Annotated in this window: 18 protein-coding genes; 8 read left to right on the forward strand and 10 right to left on the reverse strand. The window is 38.1% G+C overall.

Features of this window, described 5'->3' with window-relative positions:
• Positions 1-4: 4 nt before the first annotated feature.
• The 4 genes from C7H19_RS12325 to C7H19_RS12340 all read left to right on the forward strand — a co-directional run bounded on the left by C7H19_RS12325 (position 5) and on the right by C7H19_RS12340 (position 2,902).
• Positions 5-1,153: a glycosyltransferase gene (locus C7H19_RS12325; protein WP_106457182.1), complete on the forward strand. Its 1,149-nt coding sequence runs from the start codon at positions 5-7 to the stop codon at positions 1,151-1,153.
• Complete coding sequence (locus C7H19_RS12330; RefSeq protein WP_106457183.1) at positions 1,146-2,069, forward strand: glycosyltransferase family 2 protein; 924 nt, start codon at positions 1,146-1,148, stop codon at positions 2,067-2,069. Before C7H19_RS12325 ends, C7H19_RS12330 begins: the two co-directional genes overlap by 8 nt.
• A gap of 115 nt (positions 2,070-2,184) precedes the next feature.
• Positions 2,185-2,547, forward strand: coding sequence for a type II toxin-antitoxin system RelE/ParE family toxin (locus tag C7H19_RS12335; protein WP_106457184.1), 363 nt, complete (start codon positions 2,185-2,187; stop codon positions 2,545-2,547).
• 4 nt (positions 2,548-2,551) lie between these two features.
• Positions 2,552-2,902 (forward strand): helix-turn-helix domain-containing protein, encoded by a 351-nt coding sequence (locus tag C7H19_RS12340; protein WP_106457185.1) that lies wholly within the window; start codon positions 2,552-2,554, stop codon positions 2,900-2,902.
• Here C7H19_RS12340 and C7H19_RS12345 read toward each other — a convergent pair.
• Genes C7H19_RS12345 through C7H19_RS12355 form a run of 3 tightly spaced genes read right to left on the reverse strand, consistent with a single transcriptional unit; the run spans position 2,889 to position 4,454 of the window.
• Positions 2,889-3,830 (reverse strand): glycosyltransferase family 2 protein, encoded by a 942-nt coding sequence (locus C7H19_RS12345; RefSeq protein ID WP_106457186.1) that lies wholly within the window; start codon positions 3,828-3,830, stop codon positions 2,889-2,891. The genes C7H19_RS12340 and C7H19_RS12345 overlap by 14 nt on opposite strands.
• 15 nt (positions 3,831-3,845) lie before the next feature.
• Positions 3,846-4,187, reverse strand: a complete 342-nt coding sequence (locus C7H19_RS12350) for a type II toxin-antitoxin system PemK/MazF family toxin (RefSeq protein WP_106457187.1) — start codon at positions 4,185-4,187, stop codon at positions 3,846-3,848.
• 3 nt (positions 4,188-4,190) lie between these two features.
• Complete coding sequence (locus tag C7H19_RS12355) at positions 4,191-4,454, reverse strand: hypothetical protein (RefSeq protein WP_106457188.1); 264 nt, start codon at positions 4,452-4,454, stop codon at positions 4,191-4,193.
• Positions 4,455-4,557: 103 nt separating this feature from the next.
• Between C7H19_RS12355 and C7H19_RS12360 the strand changes: the two genes are divergently transcribed.
• A complete protein-coding gene (locus tag C7H19_RS12360; protein WP_106457189.1) occupies positions 4,558-5,403 on the forward strand; it encodes a Uma2 family endonuclease in 846 nt (281 codons plus the stop codon).
• 174 nt (positions 5,404-5,577) lie between these two features.
• On the opposite strand, the gene C7H19_RS12365 is transcribed toward C7H19_RS12360, so the two are convergent.
• Entirely contained in the window at positions 5,578-6,798 is a 1,221-nt protein-coding gene (locus C7H19_RS12365; RefSeq protein WP_106457190.1) for a DHH family phosphoesterase, read from the reverse strand.
• Between the two features lie 94 nt (positions 6,799-6,892).
• Positions 6,893-7,642: a 4'-phosphopantetheinyl transferase family protein gene (locus C7H19_RS12370; RefSeq protein WP_106457191.1), complete on the reverse strand. Its 750-nt coding sequence runs from the start codon at positions 7,640-7,642 to the stop codon at positions 6,893-6,895.
• Positions 7,643-7,733: 91 nt separating this feature from the next.
• Between C7H19_RS12370 and C7H19_RS12375 the strand changes: the two genes are divergently transcribed.
• Together C7H19_RS12375 and ribBA are read left to right on the forward strand one after the other, a co-directional pair.
• Positions 7,734-8,717, forward strand: a complete 984-nt coding sequence (locus C7H19_RS12375) for a vitamin K epoxide reductase family protein (RefSeq protein ID WP_106457192.1) — start codon at positions 7,734-7,736, stop codon at positions 8,715-8,717.
• 131 nt (positions 8,718-8,848) lie between these two features.
• Positions 8,849-10,516 (forward strand): bifunctional 3,4-dihydroxy-2-butanone-4-phosphate synthase/GTP cyclohydrolase II, encoded by a 1,668-nt coding sequence (gene ribBA / locus C7H19_RS12380; RefSeq protein ID WP_106457193.1) that lies wholly within the window; start codon positions 8,849-8,851, stop codon positions 10,514-10,516.
• A 3-nt stretch (positions 10,517-10,519) separates the two neighbouring features.
• On the opposite strand, the gene C7H19_RS12385 is transcribed toward ribBA, so the two are convergent.
• The 3 genes from C7H19_RS12385 to C7H19_RS12395 are packed head-to-tail and all read right to left on the reverse strand — an operon-like array spanning position 10,520 to position 12,416.
• Positions 10,520-10,786 (reverse strand): MoaD/ThiS family protein, encoded by a 267-nt coding sequence (locus C7H19_RS12385; RefSeq protein ID WP_106457194.1) that lies wholly within the window; start codon positions 10,784-10,786, stop codon positions 10,520-10,522.
• Between the two features lie 9 nt (positions 10,787-10,795).
• Entirely contained in the window at positions 10,796-11,833 is a 1,038-nt protein-coding gene (locus C7H19_RS12390; protein ID WP_219907645.1) for a nucleoside hydrolase, read from the reverse strand.
• A gap of 52 nt (positions 11,834-11,885) precedes the next feature.
• A complete protein-coding gene (locus C7H19_RS12395; RefSeq protein ID WP_106457196.1) occupies positions 11,886-12,416 on the reverse strand; it encodes a pentapeptide repeat-containing protein in 531 nt (176 codons plus the stop codon).
• Between the two features lie 140 nt (positions 12,417-12,556).
• Between C7H19_RS12395 and rbsK the strand changes: the two genes are divergently transcribed.
• Positions 12,557-13,507 carry a ribokinase gene (gene rbsK, locus C7H19_RS12400; protein WP_106457197.1) on the forward strand — a complete coding sequence of 317 codons (951 nt, stop codon included), beginning with the start codon at positions 12,557-12,559 and terminating at the stop codon, positions 13,505-13,507.
• Here rbsK and C7H19_RS12405 read toward each other — a convergent pair.
• On the reverse strand, positions 13,476-14,024 hold the full coding sequence (locus C7H19_RS12405; RefSeq protein ID WP_106457198.1) for an NUDIX hydrolase: 549 nt from the start codon (positions 14,022-14,024) through the stop codon (positions 13,476-13,478). The two genes, rbsK and C7H19_RS12405, sit on opposite strands and share 32 nt — an antisense overlap.
• 8 nt (positions 14,025-14,032) lie before the next feature.
• Entirely contained in the window at positions 14,033-14,542 is a 510-nt protein-coding gene (gene folK, locus C7H19_RS12410) for a 2-amino-4-hydroxy-6-hydroxymethyldihydropteridine diphosphokinase (protein WP_106457199.1), read from the reverse strand.
• Between the last annotated feature and the right edge of the window lie 152 nt (positions 14,543-14,694).

Consider the following 14,694-nt stretch of genomic DNA (forward strand, 5'->3'; position numbering starts at 1 on the left):
TCCGATGTTAAAAATTTTATTTGTCACTACCACAACAAGACCGACAGGCGCCGAAAAAACCTTATTTAATCTAATACATAATCTTGATAGAGAAAAATTTAAACCTATTGGCATAGTGTGTCGTTTTTCAGGACAACTAGAACCTGCTTATCCTCCCGATATATCAATTTATAGTTTTGATAAATATCTAAATCAATTTACTACTTTAATAAGTCTAGCAAAATCTAAGCTATTAGGAAAAAATTATTATGAGAATTTTCTTGACGAGATTCATAAACGTCTTAAGCCAGATATTTGGTACATTAATAGTATTATTCAACCTGAAGCGATACGTTATGCTCAGGAACATCAAATTCCTTGTATCGTTCATTGTCATGAAGTAGAGCAAATGCTTGAAAGAATCGAAAGCAAAGATGTAGAAAGATTAATAACTTATCCGTTAGGAATTATTGCTTGCTCTGAAAATTCAGCCAGAATGTTATCAATATTAGGTAGAGAAAATAACTTAGAAGTTTGTTTTCCTTGTCTCAATATAGAAAAAATTACTCTTGATAATAGTAAATCAAAAAAAATCAGAGAATTACTTCAAATTGATAATTCGACTTTTGTTTGGGCGATGTCTGGGTCAACTGATTATAATAAAAATCCAGTACGTTTTGTAGAAATAGCCCATCACCTAAATACTTTATATCCTGATACTCGTTTTATCTGGTTAGGTAACAATTCTCTATCTGGTCTTGACACTTATGCTAAACAATATGCAAAATTCCTAAAAATTAGTGATAAAATTATCTGGACTGGCGTGTTAACTGGTGATAAATACTATAATTATTTACAAATAGCTGATGCTTTTGTTTTAACTTCTTCTAAAGAATCTTTTTCTCTAGTAACAATTGAAGCTTTGTATATGGGTAAACCTGTTGTATCTTATGATTGTGGAGGAACGAGAGAGATTATTTCTAAAGGAATGGGTCATATCGTAGAGTCTGGGCATATATCCGATATAGTAGAAAAAATGATTCAAGTAATGTCAAATCCTAAAAATTATAAATTTTCTTGTATAGATATATTAAGTAAGTACAACTTACAACAACAGTCAAAAAAATGGAATAAAATTTTATTGGACTACTTCTACAAGCAAAAGAATGTATAAAATTTTAGCTTATATTACCGCTTACAAAGACAGAGAATCTATTGATAGGTGTATTTTATCTATCAAAAATCAAAGTTTTTCGGTGGATAATATCTTTGTAGTAGATAACTCTCCTCAATGCTTGTTATCCAAAAAATTAGATGAAAAATTAATTATTAAAAGTTATCCAGAAAACATTGGAATCTCTAGAGGATTAAAAATCGGATTACAATGGGCGATCGCTCATCAATATAACTTTCTCTGGACATTCGATCAAGATAGTCAACCTGACCCAGATACATTAGAAAAATTATTAGAAACTTATAACTTAATCGATACACGAAAAAATATCGGAATCATCGCACCTTTACCAGTTGATAAAATTACGGGACAAGAATGGCACGGAATCAATTTTGATGGCTACCGATTTCGAGAGAATGTTAATCATGAACTAACAGAAAGCTATTATTATTGTGACTCTGTAATTACATCAGGATCATTAATTTCAATTGCTGCGGCTAAACAAGTACCCTTACCCAATGAAAACTTTTTTATTGATGCAGTTGATTGGGAATACTGCTGGAAGTTCCGACAGGAAGGTTTTGATATAGTCGTTGCTAAAGACATTACATTAAATCATCGCTTTGGCAACTCTAAACAAATTAAAATTTTTCCTTTTAAAAAATTAATTACTATCTACAACTATTCACCTTTACGTTATTATTACATTCATCGAAATTATACTTATTTAGAAACCCGTCTAGCCAATAAAAACAATAAACTCATTTTTTCAATTCTTCGGCGTTTACAATTTCTTCTAATTTTGACGATTAAAATTGCTCTTTTTGAACATGACTTAACCCTGTTAAAACTTTGGGCTTGCCTACGTGGGACTTATGACGGTTTTCGAGGAGAATTAGGTAAATCTTGGCAGTAATTTTCATCAATAAAGTAAATTTTTCTTGAAAATCAGTGTAATTTTCTCTCATTTGATTTAAAAACCGACTAAAATGGTGTTGGCTCCATATGGTTTTAGATACATAATTTAGATTATGGGATGGGAAGTTTTATTCCATGACAAATTTGTGCTAAAGTTCGATGAGCTTTCTGAAGAAGTTCAAGACGAACTGTTAGCCTATGCAAGACTGTTAGAAACATATGGGCTTAACCTCCAAAGACCTCATGCTGATACACTTAATGGTTCTCGTCATGCCAATATGAAAGAACTTCGTTTTAAAGCTGATGATGGAGTGTGGCGTGTAGCATTTGCTTTTGACCCAAAACGGCAAGCGATCGTACTTGTAGCAGGTAACAAGGCAGGAGTTAAAGAAAAACGCTTTTACAAGCAACTTATACTCAAAGCTGATCAAAGATTTGATTCTCATCTTGAAAAATTGAAGCAGACAGGAGAATAAAATTATGGCTAAGAAACTAGCTCAAATCATGGAACAAATTCCTCTTGAACGTCGCAAGAAAATTGAAGCACGAGCTAAAGAACTGATAGCTGAACAAATGACACTTAGAGATCTTAGAAAAGCGCGAGAGTTAACACAGGAGCGCATGGCAGATCTTTTAAAAATTCGTCAAGATAGTGTTTCAAGAATCGAAAAGCGTACCGATCTTCTGATTTCTACACTTCGTAGCTATATTGAAGCGATGGGAGGAGATCTTCAACTAATTGTAAAATTTCCAGATCGACCATCTGTTATCATAACTGGATTAGCCGAACTTGAAGAGCAAGCTATAGATAATGATCTTAAAAAAGACTAAAACTCAGTTTAGCTAAAACCTCAAACACCCAACGCAATAAAAGCCACTTTGAGGGACATTTTAAACCCTGTAACTCCGATAATTCAAACAATTGCATCACCTGAGTAAATTCTTGTAACTGTCCGCGTCGAAGTTTCCGAAATGCACCTGCTAATATAAACTGATGGAAAAAAGTAGCTTTACACTGTTCTAACTCATCTTTACTCAATACATCTACTTGAGCAAAAATATCCAGTAACGTTCTAATTGTCTTTTCATTAAAAACACCCATCGTTAACGCTTGGGAATGAACCGTATAAGCACAGGTCACATCAGGAAGACACATTACACCATAGCGACTAAATAACCGTATCCACATATCTAAATCTGTCGGTTCTGCCCATACTGGATTAAAATACCCTACTTCTTCTAAGACTTGACGCTGAAAAACGATCGCAGGAAATCGCACAAATGAAGAATTAGACAATAAACGGATTAAAGCTTGCTTTGGTGATAAATATTGAGGTTGTTTAAATGTTTGTTGTTTTAACACCTGTTCTTGTTCATCAACCACATTAACCCCAAATAAAAAAACAGCATATTTATTTTGATATTGTTCAATTGTTTCTAAAATAACTTTAAGAGAATTAACTAACAAAAAATCATCATCATGCAAGACTAAAACATATTCACCTGAAGCCAGTTTTAGAGAATGATTCCAATTTTCAGTCATTCCTAATCTTGGTTGATTAAATTCATACATCCATTGTCCTAACCAATTTTCTAACACTTCATTCGTTACTTGATGACACTCTTCATCTGACGAATCATCGGTAACAATAATCTCAATTTCTTCTAAAATATCTTGAGAAATAATAGACTTTAAAGCTCGTTTCAGCCATTGAGGTCTATTATAAGCAGGAATACAAATACTTAATTTTCTCCTCATAATTACATTCTTGTCCTACAACCCCATTAAAATTCTTAATCTAGCCTCAACTTGAACCATTGTCTCGGCAGAAACCACACCTAAACATTTAATCAATCGATCGCTACTCAAAGAACGGACATCCTCACACTTAATAAAGCTTTTTACATTTAAGCCGCCTTCTGGTTGAGCAAGACTGACGTGAAAGGGAATTTTTTTATCTTTAGAAGTTATGGGAAGACAAATTACTAAAGCTGCCGCGCTTTGATTAAACCGATCAACAGAAATAATTAAGCTAGGCCTTGTTCCTGCTTGTTCTCGACCTCGGGCTGGGTTTAAATCTACTAACCAAACTTCCTCCCTCAAAATATGAGCCATTTTTTAATCCTTATTTCCGTCGAGTAAGGTAATATCCCAGAGTTGCCTTTCTACTAATTCCTCTTGCCATACTTGCGGATCATTGCGTAACGCTTGCCATGCTTTATCGGCATTTTCCAAAAACTGCTCTACCTCACTTTCCCTCTCAAATAATGGTTTTTCCTCTCTTACAATCTGAATTTGATAGCGTTTATTAGGCTCTAAATTTAATTGAGTTTCAGGATAAAAAGCCTTTCCATCAAAAGTCACAGTTAAGATTTGAGACATCGTTAATTTTCCTCTTTTATTTCCTATTCTAGGCTCAAAATCACCAGACAAAACTTTAATACAGTATAATTGTCCTATTCAAGTCATCATTCAACGATGAACCATGACTCGATCGTTAAACCAAACTGAACCGAATATCGTTTGGGAAAAGCTGCCCGACGATTACATCTTACCCGATGAACCTGTGGAGAGTATCTTACAACCTTTACTGGCATTTGCTTTATCAGAATCTCTCGATCTCGCGGGTTTAATCACATCAGTGATGCTCATTGCCTCAAATATGGGGCTCTGTGCCAAAATCAACGGCAAAACCGTCATTAAAGCCCCAGATTGGTTCTTTGTTCCTCAAGTTCTACCATTGAGTGAGGGAAAAATTCGTCGTAGCTATACCCCTTATACTGAGGGCGATCTTCCTGAAATCGTCATGGAATTTCTCTCGGAAACCGATGCAGGAGAATATTCAAACAACAGCACATATCCTTACGGAAAACTGTATTATTACGAACAAATTTTAAAAGTTCCTTTTTACATTATTTTCGATCCTAGTCTTCCTTTGCTCGAAGTTCGTCACCTACAGTCTGGAACATATGTATTATTACAACCCAATCAACAAGGACGTTACTATATTCCTTGTTTTGATTTATTTTTGGGCGTTTGGGCGGGAACCCGACAACAAATCTTAGCAAATTGGTTACGTTGGTGGGATCATTCAGGAAATATGTTACTGTGGGGTTCTGAAGAAATTGCGATCGCTCAACAAACTCTTGAACAAGAACGCCAACGAGTCGAATTAGAACGCCAACGAGTCGAACAAGAACGACAACGGGCTGAATTAGAACGACAACGGGCTGAACAAGAACGCCAACGGGCTGAATTAGAACGACAACGGGCTAGTGACTTAGAGGCAGAATTAAAACGTTATCGGCAGCAATTCGGCGAATTACCTTAAATTATATTGTTAGTATTATAATCCACCGTGAAATCAATTTCACGGCTCAAAGCGTAAATCCGTTAAAACGGATTAAAATCTATTCAATCAGTCGGTTTAAACCGACTTCGGCTATGAGACAGAGAATTTATTCTCTGGCAGTCTTAACGGTTATCAATTCTAAGTTCCAATCACTTAATCATCAGGATTAACTAAACGGGCTAATTTTTGCTTAATCTGAGCATCAAAAGTTTCCCATTTCAGACGCGCATATTCAGCATTATCATTAAAACCGCCTAAAAAGCCGACAGGAATTTCAAAACCTCCCGCCATATAACGCCCACCTCCAAAAAAGCGCCCTTGACTATCTTGTCCAAAAGCTTCTTTAATAAATTCATCGGTATCTAAAGTTATTTTAGTTGTTCTGAGTGAACCAATCACGAGTTCTACATCATTGTTTTCATCATGAACTACACCATAAACAACCGCCGTATGTACGTTTTCTTCGGTGACTAAAAAATCGGCTGCTTGGGGAATGGCATCTCGATCCTCGTAGCGAAGATAACCAACTCCAGCGATGGTAAAATTATTCTTAATGATACGATTTTTTAGCGATCGCTCAATGACATCCATTACTCGGCGAGAACGAGAAGACTGTAACACCGAATTGAGTAACTGAGCATCATAATAACGACTCAAATAAGCAGCCGCTAGAAAATCTTTTTCTTGTGCTTGCATTAACTGATTAGTATCAGAGCGTAAACCGTGCATTAATGCTGTAGCACATTTAACATGAACAGGATTTCCATTATCAAATTCTAACAACCCCGATTGAATATACTGAGTCATTATTGTTGCCGTTGCCCGCATTTGTAAACGTAAATCAATAAATTCTGCTTTCAGTTCGCCTTGTTTACTATGATGATCGATGACGACTACAAGCGGAATATTAGCTTGTTGGATCAACGGAATTAACTGACAATTTGTTCCTTGACTATCGACTAAAACACAGCCTTGATATACTGAGAAATCTCGCTCTTTAAGAGTTTGTACGCCCCATTTTCTTGCGGGTAAACCAGTCAGTTTAACTAAAGCGATATTTTCTTGATGAGAAAGCGTTCCAGCATAGACAATATCACACTGAATATTATAATGCTCGGCGATCAACTGATAAGCCCAAGCACTGGATAGAGCATCGGGATCAGGGAAATCCTGTATAACAACGATTTGCCGCTCACCTTGATGATTTTCTAAAGTTTTTCTCAATTTTTCAACGAGTTGTGTTAGAAATGAGTCACCATTCCCATTCGTTGAAGGCAAAGGAACAGAATCTTTAGCCAGTTCGACAATTGCTCCATCCGAGACTTGCTGACTGTCTAACTTCGATTTAGGCTTAATAAAAACCTCTGTAGTCATATGATTGATTGTGTAGGATTTCTTTACAAAATGCCAGAAAAATTAATGATTATAAATACTAAATTTTGACACTCCTTGCTCTTCTGTGCAAGGATTACGCATTTTTATCAAAAAGATTCCAGTCAAAAATCTTCCAAGATAATACTCGATCCACATCTTCTACGGCTATTGTAGCAACATAATCAGGTTTGGGAAAAAAAGACCATAAACGCCATTGATTGACTGCTTGCTCATCTCCTGCTATGCTTTTCAATCCCTGAAATTGTCCTGATGCGCGCTGCGAAGCGGATCTCTTCGAGATCGATACTTCAACTTGGTTTAATCCTCCTGCTATACCCTCACCCGTTGCTTTTAGATAAGCTTCTTTCGCTGTCCATATTTTAAAAAAAGCTTTTTCTTTTTCTTTTGAGGATAGGGTTTTCACAATTGCGGCTTCACTGGGACAAAAAAAACGTTCTGCTATATGTTCTAAATCCTTAACAGTACGCACATACTCTAAGTCTACCCCAATTTTACTCGATTGTGCAACCCCATACAAAGCCAACTCATGAGAATGGGATACATTAAATTGTAATTCCCGATTTAAACTAGAGCATAGAAACGGTTTACCTTTAGCATTATATTCAAACCTCACATCTTGGGGAGCAAGATTAAGATAATGCCCTAAAATCTCTCGTAAACCACCCCGCGCTACAATAAAACGCCGACGATGTTCTGCAAACCGAAAACGCATTGCCCTTTCTTTTTCGTCTTCTGATAGTATTTTTTCAAGATTTTGGATTGTTTCTGAAGGTTGGTCAAGATTATTAACCCAAATCTGTACATTTGTCAAGTTATGCGACATTTCTTAATAGAATGAAACAAAAGGTTATCAGCATTGTACAGAGATTGCTAGAATCACAAAATAACGACGCTTGTGGATAACATCAACTTCTATGACTCGCCGACGTTCTCAGCCTTGGATACAACGCTATGCCCGTGTCATCATGGGAATTTTAGCCGTTGTTGGCGCTCTTATTACATTTTATCTAACAATTAAAGCTTTTAGCGGTGGCTTGGTAGCTTGTCCGATTGGTGCAAATCCAGGCGTGTCAGGATGTGATATTGTTCTGAGTAGTCCCTATGCGAAAGTTTTCGGATGGCCCCTTAGTTTATTCGGGTTACTCGCATATCTGAGTATGCTGGTTTTTGCCCTCAGTCCTTTTGTCATTAATGCGGAAAGTAACAAAAAGTTCCGTAATCAAGTCGATCAAGGGACATGGCAATTATTATTACTCGGTGGAACAGCAATGGCCATTTTTAGTGGTTATTTAATGTACATTGCTTTTTTTGTTCTAAAAGATTTTTGTCTTTATTGTATTGGTTCCGCGCTTTGTTCTATAGGACTTTTTCTAATGGCGTTATTTGGTCGGGAATGGGAAGAAATGGGACAGATGTTCTTTTCGATTATTATTGCTGGAGTCGTGACCCTCGTCGGTGCATTAGGACTGTATGCTAATGCAGGAGATCTTACCACAACTGGAGGCGGTGCAAGAACACCCATTCCTGTACCCACTGTAGCCGCACAACCCCCTTACGGATGGGAAATCACCACAACATCAGGAGAATCGGAAATCGCTCTAGCTAAACATTTAACCGCAATTGGAGCCAAAGAATATGGGGCGTTTTGGTGTCCTCATTGCTATGATCAGAAACAACTATTTGGTAAAGAAGCCGCTAAAGAATTAAATTACTTTGAATGCGACCCACAAGGCAATAATCCTCAAACTCAAGCTTGTCGAGATGCGGGAGTAAAAGGATTTCCCACTTGGAATATTAAAGGAGAAATGATTTCAGGAACTCAAACTCTAGAAAAATTAGCCGAACTTTCAGGATACACCGGGCCAAAAGATTTTAAATATAAGTTACCCAGTCAGTAACTGTAGGGGTTTGGTTTCCAAACCCTTTGATACAGTAAAAAGATTTTAAATATATATGGATTTGGTCTCCAAAAGATAGTAATGCAGTAATCAGTTAGAATCGAAGAAGAATCTATCTAAGTACTTATCCTGTGACATCGCTACAGCCCCTAACGATCGAATTTGACTCTATTGATACTGCCCTAGCCGAAATTAAGGCAGGACGCTCGATTGTTGTTGTGGATGACGAAAACCGAGAAAATGAGGGCGATCTCATCTGTGCGGCTCAATTTGCAACCCCTGACATCATAAATTTTATGGCAGTCCATGCCAGAGGTTTAATCTGTCTGGCAATGACGGGAGAACGTCTAGACGCTTTAGATTTACCCTTAATGGTGACGAAAAATACCGATAGTAATCAAACTGCTTTTACGGTTAGTATCGATGCGTCGCCTCGTTTGGGGGTTTCGACAGGAATTTCGGCAGATGATCGCGCAAAAACCATCCAAATCGCCATTAATCCTGCATCACGCCCCGAAGATCTAACCCGTCCTGGTCATATCTTTCCCATTCGCGCTAAACAAGGTGGTGTTCTCAAACGGGCGGGACATACGGAAGCGGCTGTAGATTTAGCCCGTTTAGCCGGATTATATCCCGCAGGGGTGATTTGTGAGATACAAAATTCTGATGGCTCGATGGCTAGATTACCACAGTTAGCCGAATATGCGAAAAAATATAATCTGAAACTGATTAGTATTGCGGATCTGATTAGTTATAGATTAAAACACGATCGCTTTGTTTATCGTGAAAGTGTTTGCAATTTTCCCAGTCAATTTGGGGAGTTTAAATTGTATGCCTATCGTAATACGTTAGATAATACAGAACATTTGGCGATCGTTAAAGGTGATCCCTCACAGTTTGGTGATCATCCAGTGATGGTACGAATGCACTCAGAATGTTTAACTGGAGATGCCCTAGGATCTCTGCGCTGTGACTGTCGGATGCAGCTACAAGCAGCCTTAAAGATGATCGAACAGGCGGGGTTAGGTGTGGTGGTTTATCTGCGTCAGGAAGGGCGAGGAATCGGTTTGGTGAATAAATTAAAAGCCTATTCTTTACAAGATTTGGGACTTGATACCGTAGAAGCAAATGAACGATTAGGATTTCCGGCGGATTTACGCGATTATGGAATGGGCGCACAAATGTTAAATGAGTTGGGTGTGAAGAATATTCGACTCATTACCAATAATCCGCGAAAAATTGCTGGATTAAAAGGTTATGGTTTAGAAGTAGTCGAAAGAATGCCCTTACTCATTGAAGCAAATGATTATAATTCCAGTTATTTAGCCACTAAAGCTGAAAAATTAGGTCATTTACTCCTTAATAACTATTTAGTCACCATTGCGATCGATTGGCAAGATCCCGCAGAAACTATCGCACTTCGTTATGAAAAATTAGAAAAACTTCGCCATTTAGGTCGTTCGGTGCAATTATTATTACAGGAAGAAGTTAGACCAGTTGCGATCGCACTTTTTGATAAGGCTTCTTTGATCTTCCATTTGGGAGTCGATCAATCTCAAGCGATTCCTCTAAACTGGTATCAAGATCAAGATTCTGCGACGTTTAAAGGAATTTTCGATATTTTAGATCATTTAGTTGCTTGGCCACAAATTAAACGCCTAGAGTTTCTAGTTTCTGATGGTACTGATCCAATGCTAAAACTACAAGTGAATCTCGATCGCAAAACATTTTCTTTAAATAAAAAACCTTCAGAAATCCTACAACACTTAGAAACACAATTAATTTATCACTTCGTCTAAAAATTATCCCCCACTCACGGGAGGAATTAAAACCACTTCATCACCATCTTGAACTAAAGTATCCCCATCAACAAACTGAAGATTTAGCCCAAAACGGGTAACACTTCGCCATTGTTCTAACTCTGGATGTTCGATTAAAATTTGAGCGAGGACTTCTTTGACTGGAATAGATGACGGAAAATAAAGTATTATTTCGGGAACACCGTAAGCTTCTTGATACGCAGCAAATAATTTAACGGTAATGGCAATTTCAGTAATATTAGGGGTCATACTAAAAAATTAAGTATTCTGAATGAGTATTTTTAGATCTTCGCTCATTGCTGCTAAAAGATTAACGGGATCAACATCCATCGCAACCCAAGCATTAGCGCCAACTTTGGTTTTATGACGATTATCAAACAGGGTTTTACCCATTGTCCATTCTCCGGCTGTTTCAATTTTAACGAGAGCGCGACGAAAAGATAAGGTTTCAGGATAAAATAAATAGGCTAAAGTAACCGCATCGTGAACTAAAAAACCTTCAAGACCATTGGTTTCACGATATGATAGGGCATTCTGACACATAAACTCACACAGCGATCGAATAAATCTGGAAATAGCACTATTAATATTGACTTTTATAATATTTTGTGCTATGAGGTTGGTAAAAATGAGTTTTCGGGTGACATCTAACGGTAAGACAATGAGATCATCTCGACTCTGAAAGACGATTTTAGCCGCGATCGCATCGTAGGCGATATTAAATTCGGCTTCTGGGGTAAGATTACCATGCGTGAGAAATGCTCCACCCATGATAATAATTTGTTTGGCTTTTTTGAGAATACCAGGCGATTTTATTTCGGCAGCCGCTAAATTAGTTAAAGGAGCGATCGCAATAATTGTAATTTCCCCCGGTAATGCGTTCAATTTCTCGATCAAAACTTCATCAGCAAAACGGGCAGTTTCATAATTATTCGTACATTCGGGTAGCATATGAGTAAGATTACCCATGCCATCCGCACCATGAAGCGATCCTGCATCTTCGATATCGCTTGCTGATCCTCCAATTATACCTTTAGCGACTTCCACATCATCAAAACCCGCGAGTTTGAGGAGTTTACTCGCTCCAACAAAAGTATATTTTGCATGAACATTACCATCTACGGTTGTCACTGCAATTAAATTTACTAATCCTTGTTTAACGAGACTAAGTAACCATAATAAAGCAAACGCATCATCTCCACCTGGATCAGTATCAAGAATAATTTTTACTTTGGGTGTCGTCATCTTAGCTAATGCAATGGTTAGAACATAAATACTGCTTGGAAAGCCTATCACAATCCCTTTCTAAATAGTTCGTTATTTGCCAATGATGATGTCTTTAATACAACTATCCGAAGGGGATGCAGGGTCCTTTCCTCAAGTGTCCAGATTGCATGACAGTGTTTTCGTAAATGCAGTTACGATCCCTACTAAATTGTCCAATGGCGTTGAGGAGATTAGCGTTTCTAAAAATAGCACTACCAGCAGTAGCCCAAGAGATATTAGCCCCTTCCAAGTTGGCTCCCGTAAAGTTGACTCCATTAAGCCAAGCGTAACTCAAGTTAGCTCCTTTGAGGTTAGCCCCAGTGAAGTTGGAGTAATTGAACTTAGCCCCCGTCAAGTTAGCTCCTGCTAAATTAATTCCACTAAGATCGACTTTGTGAGGCAAACTGATATCAATGAAGTCTCGCTCACCCCTAGCGTACCGTTCCTGCAATTCTTCAACCGTAATAGTGGGGGCAAAGAAGTCATCGACAATTTTAATTATTTCATCGTATGTGAGGTTGTGTTTAGGGTTCCCCCAAAGTTCCTCAGCAATGTACCACCAAGTATCCATTCTTCGCTTGTGTTCGATGGGATCAACAATGGGACTGGGCATAAATTTTTTCCTTATTTAACTCAATCTGCTGTCACTCAATTATGAAAGAATATTCCTTTAAGCCTGTGAAATAACCGATCGCGATCGTCTTCCATTCATGATTTAGGCTTATCAACATCTGTGTCAAACATCTTAATATTATGAGTCTTATTGTTTTTGGCAGTATTAATATGGATTTGGTGGCTCAAACGACTCGCTTACCCCGCAAAAGTGAGACAGTCTTGGGCAAAAACTTTTTTATCAAATCTGGTGGAAAAGGAGCCAATCAAGCCGTAGCAGCCGCTAAATTAGGGATAGAGACTTATATGATAGGGCGAGTAGGTGATGATGATTTTGGCATTACATTACTAAATAGCCTCAAAGAAGCGAATGTAAATACCGACAATGTGAGGGTAACACAAAATACTTGTTCTGGGGTGGCGATTATTGCAGTAGACGAGAATTCGGATAATAATATTATTGTGATTCCTGGTGCTAATGGTTGTGTGGATGGAACTGATGTAGAACGGCTAAAACTTCTTTTACCGAAAGCCAGTGCTTTATTATTACAGTTAGAAGTTCCCATAAAAACTATTATCAAAGCAGCCCTTGAAGCTAAAACAGCCGGAGTTAAAGTTATTTTAGATCCTGCACCCGCACCCGATACATTACCCGATGAACTTTATTCCCTAGTCGATGTCATTACCCCCAACGAAACAGAAGCGAGTCGTCTAGTCGGTTTTGAGATTAATAATGAGGAAACGTACCTCAAAGCAGCCGAAATATTTCTTAACAAAAACATTAATACTGCAGTACTGAAATTAGGAGCAAAAGGGGTATTTTGTGCCACGAGAAGCGAACACTTTATAATACCTGCTTTTAAGATCACTCCTGTAGATACAGTAGCCGCAGGAGATGCCTTTAATGGAGCGATGGCAGCCGCTATGGATAGGGGATTATCCTTACGAGACGCGATGACATGGGGGGCAGCAGCAGGGGCATTAGCGGCAACTCAGCAAGGGGCGCAGTCATCTTTACCGAGTCGCGCTATTTTTGAGGATTTTTTGCGATCAAATTCTGTTAGGATTGGTTTAGATGTAGACGAGCCATGAAATAACTTGCGATCGTTTTACCATCAATAGCCTCACCAGATAAGATCGCAGCTTCAAACTCATCAAAACTCATTAAAACCACTTCCATATCTTCATCTGCATCTTGTGCGGGCGGTTGTTCTAATTTTTCGAGATCCTGCGCCAAAAAAGCATAAATATATTCATCAGAATAACCCGGAGCGAGGGGAAATTTACCTAAATCATGCCAACGATGGGCGCGATATCCCGTTTCTTCTTCTATTTCTCGTTTAACCGTTGTTGCTGCATCTTCTCCGGGTTCAAGTGTACCGGCGGGAAATTCTAATAAACGTCCTTGAACACTAAAACGGTATTGTTTGACTAAGACTAATTTACCATCATCAGTAATGGGAACAGCTAAAGCCCCCCCAGGATGACGCACACACTCCCATTCTCCTACTGTACCTTTGGGTAGACGGAGTTTGCTGACTTCAAAATTCAAGACACGCCCTCGGTAAAAGAGACGTTGTTGGATAAATTCGGGGGGTTCGTGTGACATAAACTAAATTATGCAGGAGAATAGAGGTTCACTCCTGAACAGTCTACATCTTTTAGGAGTTCTGCGATCGCTTTTCCTCTTATAGGTTCGATCCAAGTTGGGGCAATTTCAGCTAAGGGAACTAATACAAATGCTCGCTCTGTGAGGCGTGGGTGAGGAATTTGTAAAGCTGGCGTTTCTATAATTAGGTTATCGTATAACAATAGATCAAGATCAAGCGTTCTGGGTCCCCATCGTTCTAATCGTATCCTGCCGAATTTTTGTTCAATTTCGAGGAGTGTTTCTAATAACAGTTGAGGCGATAACTGAATTTCTAGGATAGCACAGCCATTAAGATAATCAGGTTGAGTCGGGCCAATAGGGGAGGTTTTATACCAGTGAGAACGCGACAATACATTTATTCCCAAAGTGTGATTAAGTGCTGTCAGTGCGCTTTCGAGAGTGTTATACGAGTCTCCTAAATTACTGCCTAACGCGATCGCTGCTTGTTTTACCTCTGTCGAAAGATATATATTCATCACTACACAAGAGCTAAACTTTCATTGAAAACTTATAAAGAGAGCATTTCTAAACACTCTTTGATGTAATTAGTTTATATTCATTTACTCATGATTTTCTAAAAATACACACATATTTTGTTAAGAAGTATAAAATAAGCAATTAGATCCCT

The organism is Aphanothece hegewaldii CCALA 016, assembly GCF_003007785.1.
In the GTDB taxonomy this organism is placed as follows: domain Bacteria; phylum Cyanobacteriota; class Cyanobacteriia; order Cyanobacteriales; family Microcystaceae; genus Chroococcus; species Chroococcus hegewaldii.